The sequence below is a fragment of the Paenibacillus dakarensis genome (assembly GCF_001373415.1).
Lineage (GTDB): Bacteria > Bacillota > Bacilli > Paenibacillales > Paenibacillaceae > Paenibacillus_AQ > Paenibacillus_AQ dakarensis.
Window position 1 is genome coordinate 1 of sequence record NZ_CDSE01000036.1, and the last position, 18,539, is coordinate 18,539.

Genomic DNA, 18,539 nt, shown 5'->3' on the forward strand with positions numbered 1-18,539 from the left:
GTTCGAGGCCGGCGCCAGGCGCGGCCTCGCCGGCAGGAGCCGGCCGCCTGCGGAGCAGGGCGGCCATGCGACTGCCGATGGCGGCCCATGGCAGAGCCAGGCGCCGCACGGCGATGTCGGCGACCCACAGCAGGAGGGCCGCCACGAGCAGCGGGTAGCTCCAATCATGGAGCACCCGCCGGGACGCTGCCTCACGGTCGAATACCTCCTCCGGCTTATCCCAGGAGAGGACGCGGCCGCCAGTCAGCTCGGCCAGCTTCTTCAATCCTTCCTCCCCCCCTCCGGAGGAAATCCGGTACTCCGGCGAGTAAGGAACAACAAATCCGGTGCTTGGCGCCGCTTGCACCGCTTCTCCCCCGCTGGCATCCTCAAGCGACATCAGGAACGCCCCGGGCTTCGAGACATTTACCTGTCCTGTATAGCGCCCGGGAGCTTCCTGAACCAGATCCACCGTCTGTTCTCCAGCTTCATCGCCTGCAATTTTTGCTGTCAGCTTCTCCGGAGGATGATCGCCGGTGGCCTCGACCTGCAGCTTTACCTGATTGCCCGCTGCGGTCGTTGTCACTTCATATGGAGATGATATAAACTGCGGGAACGTCCATTTCACGATTTCCGTCAACGTGTCCGCAAATTCAGGCCAAGACACCCATTCCTTTGACCATTTTCCGCTTAAATCACTCGTCCACGCTACTGTCCGGCCAGAGCCATACTGCCATCTCGCAAGGACAGGATCGGGTTCCGGACTGACAAGCACCGTCTGGGCAGACGATTTAGGTGTTGCTGCCACATATCCGTATAATCCGGGAACACCTTGATCAAACAGCGCTGCCCAGTCTCCTGCATTTTGAATTGCCGGAATGAACGGTTTATCTACAATATAGGACTTCGCCATCAAGACAGCCTCCCGGCTGAATATGGCGGGCAGAGTCGTTTCATCCTCTACGTAGTAATAACGGCCCTTGGCCGAATCAGCAAGGTACTGCAACAAATTCTTGTCCGCATCCGCACCCACAGCGACCGAGGATAATGTAATTTTGTTCTTCACCATCGTGCTCGTCAGGTCATCATAACCGGATTGAAGAGCCGATTGCCCATCCGTCATGAGAATCATATGCCGTCTCTGTGCTTTGATGTTCAGCATCTCATTCAGTGCCGATTCGACAGCCGGATAAATATTCGTTCCTCCTGCACTCGGAATGGATTGAATCGATTCAAGCACATCCTTCTTGTCACCCAGCTTCTGAGGCGGAACGACCCACCATGGCGAATCATCAAATGCAACAACACCCACCGTATCCTTGGAACGCAGCATCTCCACGGTACGCATAGCCGATTCCTTTGCCAGCTCGATCTTGTTGCCGCTCATGCTGCCGGAACGGTCAATAACCAGAATGAGACCAAGCGATGGAATTTCACGCTTGCCTTCCAGCTCCATCGAGACGGGAAGTGCTTTTTCAATCGGAGTCTTGAAATAGCCGCCCATGCCGAAGCTGTCGTCCCCTCCGGCCATCATAAATCCGATCCCGAAGCTTCGAACCGCCTGCTCGATCATCTCCATCTGCTTCCCGCCAACTTCACTGCCGGATACATTGTTAAAAATAATACTGTCATAAACCGCATACTTCGCAGGCTCTAGCGGCAGCATGTACGGAGGAATAACCTCCGTCCCGATCATGCCGGATTCCAGCGCAGCGGTAATATTTCCTGACGTACCCGGCGTTCCTTCCACAATCAGCACCTTCGGCGGGCCATCCACACGGGTGAAATCAAATCCGGCATTATTCGCAGACGATTCGTCGCCTTCCATAAATATTTCAGCCTTGTATCTGTGAAGTCCCGGTGACTTCGCAAGCCCTTTAACTGCAAAGCGGTTCTCACCTGCTGACAGCTCTACCCGCTCCCGTCCAATCTCCCGGTTGTCTTCATAGATCCGCAGCTCTCCAGCGGTCTTAAAGGTGCTCTTGATCATCACTTCAACATAGAACGCTTCTGCCTGATACAGCTTATCCGGCACCCGCAATTCCTCAACCGCCGCATCCTTGATTTCCTGCTGAGGAACAGGGAGCACATCCACCGCGATCCCGCGGTCCTTCAGCAATCTGCCTGCCCCTGCCATGCTGCCAACATTCTCTTCCCCGTCCGAGAGAAGCACAATGCGGGAATCCGCCATGCCCTCGAACAGATTTCCTGCAAGCAGAAGCCCGGATTCCAGACCCGTAAACTTCCCCTCAAGCGCTGCATTCAGAGAAGCTCCTGCCTCTTCGGATAAAGAAAGCTTGCGTTCAACAGCTCCTTCGAGACCTGCAGATACTAACGCAGTGCTGTCCTTTTCTCCTTTTGATTGCAAGGAGGACTGAATCCATTCACTCAATCTCGCTGTATCCCCCATACTATCCGAGCGATCCGCCAAATAAACAACCTGTTTATCATGCAGAACCGTAAAGCCATGAATTCCGGATAATACAAAAATAAGCAGAATAATGACACAAGCTCTTAAAAATAATGCCAGCTTTTTACGGAAGCCTCCAAGCCGAAAATCCGTTTTATAAGCATAGTAGAGAAATGCTCCAGCCGGAATCAGCAGCAAGAGAAACCATGGCATACTAAATTGAACGCCCACGCTGGTACACCCCCCATTCTGCCGCAATCACAATCAGCGCCAATGCCGCAAGCCAAGGTATAAGCGACATTCCGGGAGCATTCGTATTCTCCGGCGTCGTCGAGCCTTCGCCATCCTTTGCCTCTGTCTGGCCATCACCTGCATGACTTAGCACAGGACCTTGATCAACGGCCAATTCTCCTTCAAAAGGATCGGCGGTTACAGCAAGCAAATAGCTGATCTTCTCTCCCGCTGTATTTTCCTGTTCAAAAGCGTACAGTCCCGGCATTTCAGGCACAGTTTGTGCTGATGAATATCCCTTTTCAGTGCGCAGCGCTTCGGGGCGGTCAATACCCGTCTTCAGCGCCAAGCCGTCTTTAGGGACCCAGGCAGCCTTCACGGTATCTGCCGCGATTGGAATATCCGCAACAGCTCCCGCCATATAGCGTCCAAGTCCGCTTCCTTTTCCTGCTGTCATCCATTTCAGCGTGTTATTCACAAGCACCGGAAATTCGGATGAAAGCGGAAGATCGCTGCCCTGCAGCAGAAATCCGAAGGATAGACGGGGATACCCCGCTTCCTTGCCTGCATAAACGACCGGGGTATCTCCCAGCTTGATGATCGGCTCACCCCATAACGGCTGTTCATCCATGAAAGTCCCAACATACACTCCCGATAATGTGATGTATGAGGTGACCGGATGAGCTGAAATCACCGGTTGCCCACCAGGAATCTTCTTCTTCGTTCCTTGCGTGCCTATGGTCCAGAGCGGGGTTTTAGCTGTTAAGGCTGCCCAGTCTCCCTTGCGGAACATATCCGGCACAGGACCATCCATGACGATCAGGTCAAAATCTCCCGCTGGTACAGGCACTTCATTACCCTGATCTGCAGCTTTGGCGGTACCAGATTCACGCTCTGTACTTTCCGTGCCTCCTGTACCTTTCGTGCTTTCCGTGCTCTCCGCACTCACCGTTACCCTGGTTACCTCAGCTCCGCTGAGCTGCAGTGCCTTCTCCAGGAACATGTTACCTGGGGTGAGCAGAAGAACCCTTGAGCTTCCAAGCTTCGTGCCGAAAGCGTACGACCCGTTATCCGCTTCGTATTCATCGTCTCCGGCAAGCTCCAGACGGTATACCTCAGCATATGGAACATTATCAAATGATAACGTTGACTTCGCTGAGGACTGTACTTCAGCTTCCCTGCTTGTCAGGAGCTTATCATCACCATACAGATTCACTTCTACGGTCACAGGCTGGGCCGAATTGCTGCTGAGGACAGCAATAGCCGTGTTGGTTGCTCCTGCCGCATCCTTGTTTGAAATGCCGAATTGCTCTATGGCGTAATTCAGCGGCAAGCTGCCGCCGGATATTTTCTCAACAGAAATCGGAGCATTGAATACCATCTGCACCGGATCTTCCTTCCACTGTCCGTCCGTAAACACGATCACCTCGGCATCCGTCTCTTCACGCGTTAAAGCTGACGCCAGCGAAAGTGTCTCCCTGTAGGATGCTTGTCCATAGTAGGGCAGCATCTGATCAACGGCCTTCCCAATTACATCCCGGTCGCTTTCACGAGATAGTACAGTAACCGGTCTTTCGCCAACAGTCAGAAGTGTAATGTCCTTGCCCCTTCCTTGATCCTTAACGTATTCATGAATACGTTCCTTCAATAGATCAAGCCGCGTGTAAGCATCCTCTTCGTCCTTCCGGTTCGGTGAATCGTCTGAAGGCTCCGCCTCCGCGCTCATGCTGCCTGAGGTGTCGGCGACGATCACGATATGCTGGCTTCCGCTGCCGGACACCTTCACAAAAGGCTGCATCAGCGCGAAGATGATCACTGCCGCTGCCAGAAGCTGCAGCCATAATAACAATCGGTTTTGAAGCTTCTGCCATGGCCGGTTAGCTTCCAGGTTGCGAAGCACCCGGTCCCATAGCAGATGGCTCGGCACGGTTGTATCGATATATTTTCGTTTGAACATATACATCAGCACAATGGCTGGTAAGGCTAGCCCAAACCAGAGACTAAGCCATGATTGAATCCCCAAAAAGTCCTCCCCCTTAAAAGCCCTGCTCCAGGGTAAAGCCTCCAGAATCACTCGAGAATGATGAGTTTCCTGAAGAACCTTAACCTTTAACCAGTCCAGCACCTGCCAGAATACCGAACACGGCTTCTTGCAGTGGCATATCCGCAGGAATTAACAGATAAGTCATACCGCGCTCGGCACATACCCGGGCCAGCATCTGACGATAGTTCTCCAGTTCCTCCCGGTAAGCCTCAAGCACTCTTCCTGTTACGGCCACTTCCTTACCTGTCAAATATTCACTATCCACCAGCCGCAGGTCCCCGGAAAGTCTCGGTTCAAGTTCGTCCCGTGACAAGATATGGACCAGCACCGTTTCCTGGCCGGCGCCGGCTAACAATGACAACGATCTGGACAATTCCTCTTCTCCGCCTTCGAGCCAGAAGTCTGAGAATATCCACGTCATTCCCGGGAGTCTTGGCAGTGCACCAGGAACCGACAGCGCCGCCGCCAGGCTTCCATCTCCACCTGCAGGAGCCTGCTGAAGATGTGAGAACAGCCGATGAGCAGCACTTTTTCCCCGAAGTACAGGTAACCTGGAGTCAAGCGTTTTACTGTAGCAGGCAAGCTGCAAACGATCATAAGAAGATAAAGCCATGTAGCCGATGCTTGCAGCCAGCTGCCGGGCAAGCAGCCACTTTGTTCCCTCTGCATCCCCTTTACCAGAATGATTAGTACCACCGTTTAACGAAGAGGCATCGTGGGCAGCTCCCGTTGTAACAGCGTTCATGGAAGCAGAGCAGTCCACATAAATACTGACCATGAGCTCCTGCTCATCCATGAACTGCCTGACAAATGCCTTGCCAGTTCGGGAATAGACTCCCCAATCAAATCTTCGCACATCATCGCCGGGAGTATATAGGCGATAATCCGCGAACTCCAGCGACGACCCGAGACGGCGGGATCTCCGCTTTCCCTGCAGTGTGCCAGCCACCCTTGTTCTTGCCCCCAGACTAAGCCGCTCAAGGCGAGTCAACCACTCAGGCGAAAGCAGATGTCCAGACCCGCTCACACTGATCCCTCCAGCTTGTTCAGAACCGCCTGAATCACTTGATCCGTCGTTACCCCCATCGCCTGTCCTTCAAAGTTCAGGAATAACCGGTGACGAAGCGCCGGTAATGCCACAGCCCGAATATCTCCGGTAGATAAATGCATTCGTCCACTGCAGAGGGCACGGACCTTTCCAACAGAAATAATGGACTGCACCCCGCGCGGACCCGAACCGAAACGAACATATTTGCGCACCTCTTCAGGTGCAGAGGCTTCTTCCGGATGAGTCATCATTAACAGCCTGACAGCGTAGTCGAGAATTTCTTCAGCAACCAGCACCTCCTTGGCACCATGCTGAATTTCGAGCAGCTGCTGGGCAGTCATCTGTCTTTGGACTTTGGTTTCACGGGTTGATGTCGTTCGTCTTACGATTTCCTTCAGCTCATCCGCACTCGGATACGATACTTCAATCTTCAAGAGAAACCGGTCGAGCTGAGCCTCCGGCAGCGGATATGTTCCTTCGTTCTCCAGAGGGTTCTGCGTTGCCAGCACGAAGAATGGTTTCGGGAGTTGATGCGTTTCACTTCCGACGGTTACAGTCTTCTCCTGCATCGCCTCCAGCAGCGCGCTCTGGGTCTTCGGTGTTGCGCGGTTAATCTCATCAGCAAGCACAATACTGCTGAACAGCGGTCCCTTTTGGAAAGACATCCCTGTGCTGCCTGTCTGACCGAAGGACAGAATATTGGTACCTGTAATGTCGCTCGGCATTAAATCTGGCGTAAACTGAATCCTTGAGAAGGATAAATCCAGTGCCTCGGATACCGTACGGACAAGCATCGTTTTGCCAAGCCCCGGAATCCCCTCCAGCAGTGCATGACCACCAGCAAAAATACACCAGAGCATCTGCTCTACCACTTCCTGCTGGCCGACAATGACTTCGCCGATCTGATCTCTCAAATTTGATATATGTTCTACCCATTCCTGCGGTCTAACTGTGGTTTCAGACATGGATCGTTACCCCTCTTCATCATTCTATAGTCCATTCGAAGCTTACGGATTGGGATTAATCTGCGTGAAATAATCCTCTACCAATCCCTGCATTTGCTCTGGTAATGGATTGCGTCCCAGTGATTTGCGCGCCTCAGCAGCATAATCCTTGTATACCTCTTCATAAGGCCTGGAAGTTCCCGGTATGGTCGGAGATACGCCACCCTTCTGAACCTCACCGCCTTTGCCATTCAGCGCACCGGAATCGTTCTTCACATTTCCGCTTCCTTGCAAGTCTCGAGGCGTCGTGACAAGCTCACGCCCGCCAGAACCCAGACCGGCGCCGGCTCCGTGACCTGTTCCTGTGCCTCTTCCCGTTCCGCTGCCGCTGCCTAATTCTGATCCAGAGCCAGATCCGCTTCCAGAGCCTGAACCTTTACCAGCCCCCTTGCCTTGACCTTCCCCTCCAGATCCGTCCCCTTCAGAATCCTCGCCTTCTCCTTCACTTTCCCCATCGCTTGAGCCTTCAGAGAGACCCGCCTGGGCTAGCGCCTCTGCACTGCCTCCGGTCGCCCATGTATCGGACACCTTCATGCCTGCAGCTGCCATCTGATCAGCCAAATTTAGTCCCTGAGAAGCCAGTGCTGCAGCAAGATCAGATGCTGCTTTTGAGGTGTCGTCAGATGATTGTTTAGCTTCAGCAGCCTTCGCAAGCTCTTCTGCAAGCTTCTTAAGCGCCTCTTCCTGCTCCTTTGTCAGCTTTCCGTCCTTCAATGCATCCGCTGTTTTTTGGAGAGCATCCTTCAGCTTGTCAGCTTCAGGGTTTTTAGCGGCCTCGGCAGCCATTTGCTTCAACGCCTCCGACAGCATTTTCTTCTCCTTGTCTGACATCTTCTTGACCTGCTCCGTCAGCTTCTTCATTTCCTGCTTCAATTGCTCGGCTTTACCTTCTTGAAGACTTTTTCCCGCGTTCGCCAAGGCTTTATTATTCATCATCTGCTTCGCCAGTTCGGAGATAGCCTTGGACTGCTCTTCCTGCTTCCTCATCGTCTTCTCCAGCTGCTTCATCAATTCTTCCAGCTTCTCAAGCGCCTTCTCAGGCTCTTTTGCTTTCTCCAGCTGTTTCTTCAGCTCCTCAATCTGCTCATGAAGCTTCTGTTTATCCTCTGGCTTGATAAGCTCTTTCTTCAGCTCCTCGGCCAGCTTCTCCGTCTCTTTCACCTGCTGCTTGATCCAGCTCTGCTTCTCCTTGGCGGCCTCCACCTGCTTATCCATCGGATTCGGAATAAATGCCATAATGAGCACGGCAGCGAGTCCGGCACTGCAAATGATGAGCTGCTTCTTCCATTTCGGAACAGGCAAGCGCTGCTTCATGGTCGCTGCAAACTGTCTGCCATACTGCTCTGCCTGATCGCGCTGAAACCTTGCTGCCAGCGATTCATCTCCCACGAAGGAGAGAGCGGTGACCATCATATCGCTCCGCTCTGTTCCTTCTGTCGCTCCATCCATAACGGACGCCGCTTCCTTCACAGGAACACGGCGAACCCATCCAATCAGCAATCCGATAATAACCCCGGCAGCAGGAAGGATAATGACACCCATTCGAAGCCAAAAGATTGGCACGAATCTCCCGATGACAAGCAGAAGCAGGGCAGCAGCGAACCCTGCAGCAAGCCCCGTTAATGCATAAGCAGCCATCCGGAAGCGCTGCAGCCTGCGGCGGGCCATTTCTATGAAACGTATAATATTATCCATTTTTGTACTGCCCTTTCGCTCCTCTAAGCCTTATACACTAGCTTCCGAGGCAGATTTAGATGCTTTTCTCCTGCCAAATAACTTCCCTCTTCGCACCGGACGAATTCGGCGTATCGCAATCCACAACGAAATAATGATAACAACAGAGTATACAAGAATGAATTCCAGCCATAACTCAATTGGAGCTTTACTGTTGAGCGTTCCTCCCTGAACAAAGAATGCTGTCTTGGAGAAGGAAGGCTCAAACAGGCTGACCATCGCTCCCGCCGGATTCAGTCCAAGCACATAGCCGATCCAGGAATAGGATTGAGTTACAGATGCTCCAGACGAGTAAAAATTTCGCTGCTCAACACCAAGGAAGAACAAATACAACAGACCCGTGACGAGGAAAATAACAAGACCTGCTCCATAGGTCACAATAATGGCAACAATCGTCTTCTTAAACAATGTAGAGAACATCACCCCAAGTGCGCCCAGAAGCAGCATCACAAATAGGTAGAACAAGAATACCGATATTAACTGTTTCGGTGATATCCCTCCATACAGGAAGACAATACTGTATATAGGAAGCGTTGCGAGTATAATCAATGTCATGAAACTAAGAGAAGATACCAGCTTGCTGAGCACAATCGTAGCCGAGCTTTGCTGAGTTGTAAGAAGCATGCTGAGCGTCTGCTTCTCTCTTTCGCTGCTGATAACCCCTGCCGTCAATGCCGGCGCCATAAAAGCGATGAGTACCAGCTGGGCGAAACTCAGTACATAGAACATCATTTGGCTTCTTGTCGAATCGAAACGCTGAGAACCGTTTTGTCCCAAGTAGAGAAAGATATATATGAATCCCATTGCTATAGCACCAAGTGCTAGTACATAGAACAGGACGGACAGCATGGAGCGCGGTGACCGCATACGCAGTCTGAACTCCTTATCCATCACTGGGTTAATTAATCTTCTGCTCCAGTTCATCCTTGGCTCCCCCCTTTTGTAATTTCCAGGAATACATCTTCAAGGTTACTCTGCGCTTCCTGGAACGATACGACAGGTATCCCCCATGAAATGACTTGACGCAAAAGAGCACTCTGCTGGCTGTCATCTCCGCTGAAATGAACGTGAACGCCTGCATTATCGGACAAGACCGAGGTGATAAACGGCTCATCACGCAGCTTCTCGACGAGAAGATCCTCTTGCCCCAATGTGCGAATATGAATGACTTTTTTCACCCGCAGACGGTTTTGAATATCGGATACCTTGCCCTGTGCAATCATCTCACCATGCTCGATAACACCGATCTCATCTACCATCTCGGCAAGCTCCGGCAGGATGTGTGAGGAGATAATGATCGTTTTTCCCATCAGCTTCAGCTCTTTAAGAATTTCCCGCATTTCAATACGGGCTCTTGGGTCGAGGCCAGAAGCCGGCTCATCCAGAATGAGAACATCCGGATCATGCACCAGGCATCTCGCCAGACAGAGACGCTGCTTCATGCCGCGTGAAAGGCTATCCACATAAGCATCAGCCTTGTCACTCAGGTTCACCAGCTCCAGCAACTGAGGGATAAGCTTCTCCCGATCCGTACGAGGAATACCATAGCTCGCTCCATAGAAATGAAGATACTCCGTTGCTTTCAATTGATCATATACTCCGAAAAAGTCCGGCATATAGCCGATCCGCTTGCGTACTTCCTTCGGATTTTCCGTCACTTCAAATCCGCCTACTTTAGCCGTACCGGAGCTTGGAAGCGCCAGCGTTGCAAGGATGGACATGGTTGTGGATTTCCCGGCACCGTTCGGTCCGACGAATCCGAATACCGTTCCTTTCTCGATGTCCAGCGTGATTCCTTTCAACGCCTGAAAGGTTCCGTAGTTCTTTTTTAAGTCTCTGATTTCAATCATCATTGGTTAACTTCCCCCTTCACCGACAGTTCCGGCATCTGAAACATTCCCTGATCCTTTGCCGTTACGGAAAACCGGATTTTCTTATCAACGATATACTTCTCCGGGTTGTCCTTCACGGTAAAGACGCCTTTATTGTCAGGCATTGGTTCCCATTCACCATCAGCGGCATTCCATATTTCCATTGTCATGCCTCCGCTTAGCTTCGTACCTTTGATCGAAAACTCTGAATACTTCACGTCCATCTCAGATATAAGCGGGAACTCTGCCACCACTGTTCCTTGAGCGAGCTCTATTCCGTGCGGATTCTCAAAGAATGTTGGAGCATTCGCTTGTGTAATCTCAGGTGTGAGGTATCCGTAAGGAATGTTAACCGCACCATTCTGATTCCATTGGAACGACACCGGCTGAACCCAGAAGTTGAGCTGATCGCTCTGCACTTCCTTGCCTTTCCGTTTATAACTGGTTAAGTTATCCTGACTCCAGCCGAAAATATATGCATTTTTTCTCGTTGTGTTCATTTTGTTGGTGTACATGTCCAATATTCCTCGTTGACGATTATACTCGTCATTATTGTTGTTATGCGGATACAGCAGATAACTTATATCGCCACCTGTAACCCTCATAACCGAATTACCTGAAGCAGGTACGGCTGCACTGTCCTTTTGAGAAATGTGCCCCAGCTTATATGCCTTGCCGCCCACCACAAGAACAACTTCTTTAAGGTCATTCATTGTTTCATTCTTCACTTCGCCGCTCAGCTGTCCCTTGCTGTCCAGCTTCAGATTCATTTCGAGCTGGCCTGTCTTCTCGGTTCCAGCGTTCTCGGCCATCAGTTTGGCCAAAGACCACTGCGGCATATCTCTTAACTCGAGCTTCGTCTGTTCCTCTTCAATCCGAATAAAGTTCTTGTTATCTTCGATTCCCCCTCCAAAAGCCCCACCTGAACGCTGAGTCGTCAAATAGGTGTTTTTAGGGAATTCAAGTTCATAATCGCCGCTACTCGGCGTAAAGAAGGCAGAAGCTGTTGTTTTCACAGCACTTCCTTCACCATTCAGCTCCATAATATTAATCGTATGGGCCATTTCTTGTGTTTTATCGGAAGATCCGATCAAATATACGGTCCCGCTCGCGATCACTGCAATCAGTGGAATCAGAAACCAGGCCCACTCACGCTTATCCGCCTTTTTCAGAACAAAATAGAGGATTGGCGCGACGACCAGCGCATAAGCAATAAGCATCCACATCAGCATTGGAAATGAAGGCATTTTTAGCGACGGGAAATAATCCAATATGTAGCTTAGATTATCTATCGGTGAACCGTAGTACATGTTGCTGGACAGAGGAAGATCATTCCGCAGAACGGAAGCCCATGCCGCTCCATGTCCAGCCCAGGAGCTGACAGGCTCCATCGCCACATCATAAGCTGCATACCAGACGGTCCCTTGCTCAATGCTGCGTGAAGCAAAGAGAGGCACCCCTGCTGTCTGACTGTCTACACTTGCGCCTTCTACCGGTTCAGCTTTTGAAATCGTAAAATCGCCATCCAGCTTCAGCGTCTTCCCGCCAAGCTTTTGGAGCTCAGTAAGCTTCTGAACAACCATGGTCCCGTTGGCTTTAACCGGGGCGATGTCGGCAAAAGGAGCAGCTGTCTTCGAGTAGCCAGCCCCGCCTGACAACACTAATGACCCCCCGGATCTCACCCATGTCTTAATCGATTCCTGCTGCTGTTTCGAAAGGGTATCGGATGCATAATTATTAATGACCAGAACATCCAGTCCGTTTAACAGCTTAGGGTCGGTTGGAATATCTTCTTCATTAAAGGGAATAGTTGCCAGCGGATTCCCCTTGGCGTTTAAGGAACTAAGAAAGTTCATCGTGTCTGGATCATCTGACAATACGCCTACCAATCCATTCATCATGGGCGATTTCTGGAGATAGTTCTTGCCTGCAGCAAATTTGATCTGCTTTCCGTTTTTGTATGAACCTTCGTAGAACGTCAAACTATTGTTGTCTTTATTGTAGAAGTATCCGGGAAGCCCCATGATCAGCTCTTTCGGCGTATCCTTCGGCAGTTCAACATGCTTTACATAAGCCGCCTGCTGGCCATAACCGTTCGTGTTGGTTATACGCAGCACAATATCTCCCGAAATATCGCGATCACTGGTAAGTGTCAGCTTCAGCGGATTCCATTTATCCTGCTTCATATTGCCCTTGTACCCAATCTCCGATTTGATTTCAATTTTCGGATCGCCGGCAGCATAAGCTGTGCCGTCCTGCAGCGGGTATGGCAGCACTGCTGTAAGCAGCAACACCATGGTTAATACCATAGTCCCTATTACTTTTTTATAAAACGACAAGTGATGATTCCCCTCTCCCTTAAAAAATAGCCATGTTCACATGACTGTACCATCTGACGATTTTTTCATGATTCAATATCGTTCTCCTAGGTTATGACGAGCTTTCCGGTTTAAAAGTTTTGAACTAATTTAATATTTTGGATAAAAAAATCCCGCCTCCAAAAACGGGAGCGGGATGTATGTTCCATTTGCAGCTAGCTTGGCTGCTCCAGTCACGTGGTGAACAAAGCTGTTTATACCTTCATTTTAAAAAACAACGGTTTTATTCTGATGAACAAGGATGCGGTCCTCAATATGCCATTTAACGGCTCTTGCAAGCACCACCCGTTCAATGGTACGTCCGATACGCTTCAACTCATTCACATCATCGCGGTGGCTTACGCGCTGCACATCCTGCTCAATGATCGGTCCGCCATCCAGCTCCTCCGTCACATAGTGAGCGGTAGCGCCGATGATCTTCACTCCGCGATTATAAGCCTGAGCGTAAGGTTTCCCGCCGACAAATGCCGGAAGGAAGGAATGATGGATATTAATGATGCGATTCCGGTAGTGGGTGATAAATGTTGGTGAAATAATCTGCATGTAACGAGCCAGGATAATCACATCAATATCATCGCCGATCACTTCAAGCTGACGCTTCTCCGCTTCTTGCTTTGTATCTGCAGTCACCGGAATGTGGTGGTATGGAATGCCGAACGACTCCACATATTCCTTCATATCGAGATGGTTGCTGACCACAAGTGCAATATCCGCATCCAGATCGCCTGCCTGCCACTGCCAGAGCAGCTCTACCAGACAGTGATCCTCTTTCGATACGAAAATAGCAAGCCGTTTCTTACGGGCCACATAACTCATGCTCCATTCCATCCGGAATTTCTCAGCTACACTGCTGAAGGAATTCTCCAGATCATGCAGCTTCTCAGCAAGCTCAGGCAAGTCGAATTCGATTCGCATAAAGAACATGCCGCCATCCGGGTCCATCGTATACTGATCAGACTGAACGATATTCGCACCATGCTGGTGCAGGAACTGCGACACCGCAGCAACAATCCCCGGTCCATCCGGACAAGCGATAAGCATGCGGGCACGATTCAGATTTTGGTCCGCCTCGGAGGGCAGATTCTTTTTTACATGAATATCCATATGGCCCCATGTTCCTCCTCTAATTACTGCCTAGTCTCTACTCTCTCATGTTAAAACAATTAATTTATGCCTGCTGCTCTTGATTAGCCAGCCAAGCGATAATGCGCTGGTTGATTTGCTCCTCATTACAATCCTGCAGCAGCCCCGCAGCTGTAACCATGTCGTACAGGCGTTCCATCGGCTCGCGAGGATCGGCTTTTTTTGCTTTGGCGTCATTCTTCAGTACATCCCAGGTATTCAGTACGAATGTACGGCCTTCAATGCCTTCTTGGGCAAAAAACTGTCCCAGCTCTTCAACCTGAGCCATAAATTCAGAACCAAAGCGCGACTCCACGTCACCGCGAAGCAGTGCAATCTCGATCTCATACATCGGACGCTGCGTTTTCGCATCCTTACCAATCCACGGCGTCTCCAGAATGAACGGACGACCCTGCAAACGCTCATTGTGAACGATATTATGAATGGCTTTATATCCAATCCAGCCTGTTCCAATCGGTGTATGACGGTCTTTCGCCGCACCGCGCGGATTCTTACTGTCGTTAATATGAACCACGGTTAGACGATCCAGCCCAATCAGACGATCGAATTCGTCCAGCACGCCATCCAGGTCATTCACGATATCATAACCAGCATCATGGATGTGGCATGTATCCAGACAGATTGCCAGACGGTCATTGTATTTCACCTTGTCGATGATCTGGGCGATCTCCTCGAAGGTGCGGCCCATTTCAGTGCCTTTACCCGCCATCGTCTCCAGTGCAATCTTTACTTCCGTCTCATCTGTACCGCCAAGCACTTCATTCAAGCCTTCGGCAATCCGGTCAATGCCATAAATCGCATCTTTATCGGTATATGCGCCGGGATGCAGAACAATGTTCTTCACACCGACAGCGTGAGTCCGGCGGATCTCCTCCTGAAGAAAGCTGACAGCAAGCTCATATGTATTGGGCTTGTACGATCCGAGATTAATAATGTAAGGGGCATGAACGACAATCTCGTCGATCCCGCACTCTTGCATCATCACTTTACCTTCTTCTAAAAACATCGTATCAATTGGCTTGCGGCGCGTATTTTGCGGTGCGCCAGTATATATCATAAACGAACTAGAGCCATAGGATCTAGCTTCCGTCGCTGCAGTCAGCAGCCCCTGTCCCGAAAAGGACACGTGGGAACCGATTTTCAGCATATGGCATCCCCCTCTTTCTCACAATTATCACCTATTTTAGCGTGATTGCGGAAATAAATCTAGGAGAGGCAAAAATAAAAACAAACCTTGCTCATCAGTAAGGTTTGTTTTCGTGATGATGATTTCTATAAATTCATTTCTAGTGAGACGCTCCACGGACAAAACATTCCTACCATCGCTGTTGCTCCCCCAATTTTTTTAATCAGAATTTATAGGTTAAAATTGGTGGAGCAAAGGCGACCGCGTTCGCTTGTCCGGAATTGTTTCGTCCGTTCCGCTGCTTCGTAGCTCAAGAACAAAAGAAAAAAATCAAAACATAAAACACAAGATACCAACCCAAAAGTTAAATAGCTATCCCTAGATAAAAAAAATGACCCAACTTACACGACAATTCTTCTATGTATCCTCTAAGACTTCACCGTTTCTGGCTCGTCCAGCATTGATGTACACTGGGAGCAACGAGTAGCGGCAACCGGGATTTCAGAGAGACAGTAAGGGCATTCCTTCGTCGTCTTTTCAGGCACTGGCTTCTCATGCTCTTTGCGCTTCATCCAGTTGATCCCTTTTACCAGCAGGAAAATACAGAAAGCAACGATTAGAAAATCGATAACCGAGTTAATAAATTGTCCAATTGCCAGAACAGGAGCACCAACCGCATTAGCGTCCGCTAAAGTTGTAATCTCGCTGCCATCCGGCATACGCATATCCGGTTTCAATTTAATAATGATGTCCTTAAAGTCTACTCCACCAAGCAGTACCCCGATCGGAGGCATAATAATATCATTGACGATGGAAGTGACAATCTTGCCAAAAGCACCCCCGATAATAACCCCCACAGCCAGATCAATGACGTTTCCCCGTACAGCAAATTCCTTGAACTCGTTAATAAATCCTTTCAATGAAATCCCCCCGTTTATATGACTACATACAATCTTCTTCCCAGATTCGCCTCCCGCCTTTTTTTCCTTAAACAATTATATCGATACCTCTCAATTACCTTCAAGGCCAGTTTACATAAAAAAAGCTTGTAATACAGGCTCATATCATGGTCTTAATAAAGAGGTAATTTCGATTCATTCGCATTTAAAGGTTAAATTTGCCTATTCCCTCGAAATATAAATAGAAGTACGTTATAATTCTCGTAAAAGGAAAACGTGACATTAATCATAGAGGTGATATCAAAATGCTGAACACTGCGGCCGTCCTTAGGACTTTAACTGCAACCGGCGGGCCACCGTCATGGTTCATGAACTCCATTGCGTTTTGGGGATGGGTCATGCTGGGGATCATGTGCATCGGCGGATTCTTCATGTTCCGCAAATTTCTTAAAGTACTGCCGAAGGCAGATGGAAAGTCCAAGCTGGATTGGCAGAATTATTGGGTCGAACGCAGCCGCCCACTCTGGACAGAGGATTCCAAGGCATTTTTGGGTGAGCTTGTTATGCCGGTACCTGGCCCTTTCCGGGACATCGCTAAACACTCGATCGCAGCTGAAATCGGTAAAATTGCTGTAGAGTCTGGTGCAAGTGAAGTGACCCGGGATCACGTCATCAAGGGCTATATCGTTGCCACGCCAAAACGCGATTATAAATTCCTAATGACCTTTCTTCATAAAAAGGGCATTGACTATGCGCCTTATCAGCATTTGATTAATAAGTGATGTATGCTTATGCACTCTTTAGAACATCGGGTCACCTTGCTATCCGGTGAAAGTCTAAGGAGTGCATTTTTCATACTAAATGATCATTTTTTCAAGAAATAATTAATTCTTTACCTGTTGGAAAAGGGTTTAATTTTTCTTTCAAGACAGAATCAAGGATTTTATACCCTTTTGCCCCAGTACAATGGCATGAATATATAGAGTTAATTGGCATCTCATTTAAGCTATTACCGATAGAAATGATCTCATCCTTTGACTTCCCAAGTGTATTAATAATAGGAATACCGATTAAATGAAATCCCCCTATGATCACATCGATTTTCTTACCAGGGAATTTGTCCAGTGCTATGTTTGCCATATCTATAATCCCATGATGGCTGCATCCACTAAATAGGACAATTCCATTTTTATTTTCTATAACCAACATAATTTCATGATTAAAATCATCTAACTCTTTTTTACTTCCTTTATAAAGATTCTTCGTGTATTCATTGGCAGGATTTAACGTAATAATATGTATTCCTTTTGCTATTTCCATATCCTTTGCAACAAAATTCAAACGGTCTTTAAAGCTATGCTGGATATCTTTTTTTGCCCCTACTTTATGATAGTAGCCTCCCAATCTAAGCCAATGAGGTTCTAACGAATGTTCTGATAAATAAATCTGCGCCTCTTTATTTACTTCATTAAGATAGCTTAGTCCTCCAATATGATCAGAATGGCCATGAGAAATAACAACGGCATGCGCTTTGCTTAAATCTATCCCCATAGCCTTTGCATTTTTAATATATGAACCATCTGGTCCTGTATCAAAAATAATGTTCATTTGATCAGTTTCAATATATAGAGATAGACCATGCTTAGCCGTTAACTTACGATCTTGTTTCGTATTTTCGAGAATCGATGTAATTTTCATATTAGGAATACCTTCCTTTGTAATTCATTTCAAGCTTCCCCTCGATCATCATCATACGTTTGCCGATGAAAATACTTCATAAGTAATATCATCATATTTAACAGGTCCGTCAGGGTAATACTGCTTGCTCATAGTATCAATAATAATTTGATCTATCTTATTGTAACTTTCATCAGGAATTAGAATAACAATAGCAAGTGCATCATTCAGAAATTCCATTAAGGTTGCTATATACTTTTCGCCAGTTTTAATTTTCTTAATTTCTTTAAGAACAATAAAAAAAGATTCACTAACTAAAAAACCGTCTGAGCTCGTTTTATAGTCTTTATTAAAGTTTTCAAATTCAAGCATTAGTGCCTCGCCAAATGAAGACATGATGCTTATTTGCAAAATCCCATTAATTATTTCGAAACTAACCTGCACACTCGGATCAATATTAGAGATAAGCTCCTGTAGTATTCCTATTTTTCTGACCAGTTCCTGAATGTCCATGATAGCTCCGATCTAGTAAGTTTCTTTCCAGACTGACATTATTTTATGAGCCTGTCAATTATCAAAGTCTCTACATTGCTATATCTACTCAACTAAAAAAAGCCGCTAATTAGCGGCTTAAGAAGGCGAAGCACGAAACATGTACTTACTGCCTGCAATCTGAAAAACATCCCCTTCTTGCAGCGGATACTCTTTATAAGGAACCATCGGTTCCCCCTTGAGAATCGTTCCATTCTTGGAACCAAGATCCTTGATTTTATAACCAGACGCTCCCCCAGCTCCATGACTCTTCGGCAGCATCTTCGGATTCAAAAGCACGGTTCCTCCATCTCCGGATGGTGACAGCATTTCTGTTCGCTGTGGTAATTGCTCGTGTGGATCATCAAGGTTAGTCCTTTTTTCTGTTAAATTACAATGAATCTGAGAGGTAAGTGTAAGGTAGGGTGTTTGTACCTTGGAGGGGAGTCATACCGCTGATCTAT

The 18,539-nt window shown here is 48.5% G+C and carries 15 protein-coding genes; 1 reads left to right on the top strand and 14 read right to left on the bottom strand.

The genetic code is table 11. The features are described from left to right. The 11 genes from BN1234_RS09720 to mscL form a co-directional block, all read right to left on the bottom strand. On the bottom strand, positions 1-2,620 hold a 2,620-nt coding region (locus BN1234_RS09720), incomplete at its 3' end, for a VWA domain-containing protein (protein WP_054956470.1). Further along, on the bottom strand, positions 2,604-4,643 hold the full coding sequence (locus tag BN1234_RS09725; RefSeq protein WP_054956471.1) for a vWA domain-containing protein: 2,040 nt from the start codon (positions 4,641-4,643) through the stop codon (positions 2,604-2,606). The genes BN1234_RS09725 and BN1234_RS09720, both read right to left, overlap by 17 nt. A 79-nt stretch (positions 4,644-4,722) precedes the next feature. After that, the gene (locus tag BN1234_RS09730; RefSeq protein ID WP_054956472.1) at positions 4,723-5,691 is read right to left on the bottom strand and encodes a DUF58 domain-containing protein; all 969 of its coding nucleotides are present in this window, start codon (positions 5,689-5,691) and stop codon (positions 4,723-4,725) included. Next, positions 5,688-6,677 (bottom strand): AAA family ATPase, encoded by a 990-nt coding sequence (locus tag BN1234_RS09735; protein WP_054956473.1) that lies wholly within the window; start codon positions 6,675-6,677, stop codon positions 5,688-5,690. Before BN1234_RS09735 ends, BN1234_RS09730 begins: the two co-directional genes overlap by 4 nt. 42 nt (positions 6,678-6,719) lie before the next feature. Further along, positions 6,720-8,411 carry a DUF8809 domain-containing protein gene (locus BN1234_RS09740; protein ID WP_054956474.1) on the bottom strand — a complete coding sequence of 564 codons (1,692 nt, stop codon included), beginning with the start codon at positions 8,409-8,411 and terminating at the stop codon, positions 6,720-6,722. A gap of 30 nt (positions 8,412-8,441) precedes the next feature. Next, positions 8,442-9,374, bottom strand: coding sequence for an ABC transporter permease (locus tag BN1234_RS09745; protein ID WP_054956475.1), 933 nt, complete (start codon positions 9,372-9,374; stop codon positions 8,442-8,444). Beyond that, positions 9,371-10,300, bottom strand: coding sequence for an ABC transporter ATP-binding protein (locus tag BN1234_RS09750; protein ID WP_054956589.1), 930 nt, complete (start codon positions 10,298-10,300; stop codon positions 9,371-9,373). The genes BN1234_RS09745 and BN1234_RS09750 overlap by 4 nt, the downstream gene beginning before the upstream one ends. Continuing rightward, positions 10,300-12,660, bottom strand: a complete 2,361-nt coding sequence (locus tag BN1234_RS09755) for a DUF8725 domain-containing protein (protein ID WP_054956476.1) — start codon at positions 12,658-12,660, stop codon at positions 10,300-10,302. Before BN1234_RS09755 ends, BN1234_RS09750 begins: the two co-directional genes overlap by 1 nt. 246 nt (positions 12,661-12,906) lie before the next feature. Next, positions 12,907-13,803 (bottom strand): formyltetrahydrofolate deformylase, encoded by an 897-nt coding sequence (purU, locus tag BN1234_RS09760; protein ID WP_054956477.1) that lies wholly within the window; start codon positions 13,801-13,803, stop codon positions 12,907-12,909. Between the two features lie 64 nt (positions 13,804-13,867). Beyond that, entirely contained in the window at positions 13,868-14,989 is a 1,122-nt protein-coding gene (locus BN1234_RS09765) for a deoxyribonuclease IV (RefSeq protein WP_054956478.1), read from the bottom strand. A gap of 407 nt (positions 14,990-15,396) precedes the next feature. Beyond that, positions 15,397-15,894, bottom strand: a complete 498-nt coding sequence (gene mscL / locus BN1234_RS09770; RefSeq protein ID WP_054956590.1) for a large conductance mechanosensitive channel protein MscL — start codon at positions 15,892-15,894, stop codon at positions 15,397-15,399. Between the two features lie 278 nt (positions 15,895-16,172). Between mscL and BN1234_RS09775 the strand changes: the two genes are divergently transcribed. Beyond that, positions 16,173-16,649 (top strand): DUF2621 domain-containing protein, encoded by a 477-nt coding sequence (locus BN1234_RS09775; protein ID WP_054956479.1) that lies wholly within the window; start codon positions 16,173-16,175, stop codon positions 16,647-16,649. 91 nt (positions 16,650-16,740) lie between these two features. Here the strand turns inward: BN1234_RS09775 and BN1234_RS09780 are convergent, their stop codons facing one another. The 3 genes from BN1234_RS09780 to BN1234_RS23075 form a co-directional block, all read right to left on the bottom strand. Beyond that, positions 16,741-17,565, bottom strand: coding sequence for an MBL fold metallo-hydrolase (locus tag BN1234_RS09780; protein WP_054956480.1), 825 nt, complete (start codon positions 17,563-17,565; stop codon positions 16,741-16,743). A 51-nt stretch (positions 17,566-17,616) separates the two neighbouring features. Further along, on the bottom strand, positions 17,617-18,057 hold the full coding sequence (locus BN1234_RS09785; RefSeq protein WP_054956481.1) for a hypothetical protein: 441 nt from the start codon (positions 18,055-18,057) through the stop codon (positions 17,617-17,619). Positions 18,058-18,174: 117 nt separating this feature from the next. After that, positions 18,175-18,369: an FHA domain-containing protein gene (locus BN1234_RS23075; protein WP_054956482.1), complete on the bottom strand. Its 195-nt coding sequence runs from the start codon at positions 18,367-18,369 to the stop codon at positions 18,175-18,177. Between the last annotated feature and the right edge of the window lie 170 nt (positions 18,370-18,539).

Excerpts from the sequence above, each read along its gene's own strand:
- BN1234_RS09745 (WP_054956475.1), bottom strand. The coding sequence starts at position 9,374 with ATGAACTGGAGCAGAAGATTAATTAACCCAGTGATGGATAAGGAGTTC.
- BN1234_RS09765 (WP_054956478.1), bottom strand. The coding sequence starts at position 14,989 with ATGCTGAAAATCGGTTCCCACGTGTCCTTTTCGGGACAGGGGCTGCTG.
- BN1234_RS09735 (WP_054956473.1), bottom strand. The coding sequence starts at position 6,677 with ATGTCTGAAACCACAGTTAGACCGCAGGAATGGGTAGAACATATATCA.
- BN1234_RS09785 (WP_054956481.1), bottom strand. The coding sequence starts at position 18,057 with ATGGACATTCAGGAACTGGTCAGAAAAATAGGAATACTACAGGAGCTT.
- BN1234_RS09775 (WP_054956479.1), top strand. The coding sequence starts at position 16,173 with ATGCTGAACACTGCGGCCGTCCTTAGGACTTTAACTGCAACCGGCGGG.
- purU (WP_054956477.1), bottom strand. The coding sequence starts at position 13,803 with ATGGATATTCATGTAAAAAAGAATCTGCCCTCCGAGGCGGACCAAAAT.
- BN1234_RS09750 (WP_054956589.1), bottom strand. The coding sequence starts at position 10,300 with ATGATTGAAATCAGAGACTTAAAAAAGAACTACGGAACCTTTCAGGCG.
- BN1234_RS09740 (WP_054956474.1), bottom strand. The coding sequence starts at position 8,411 with ATGGATAATATTATACGTTTCATAGAAATGGCCCGCCGCAGGCTGCAG.
- BN1234_RS09780 (WP_054956480.1), bottom strand. The coding sequence starts at position 17,565 with ATGAAAATTACATCGATTCTCGAAAATACGAAACAAGATCGTAAGTTA.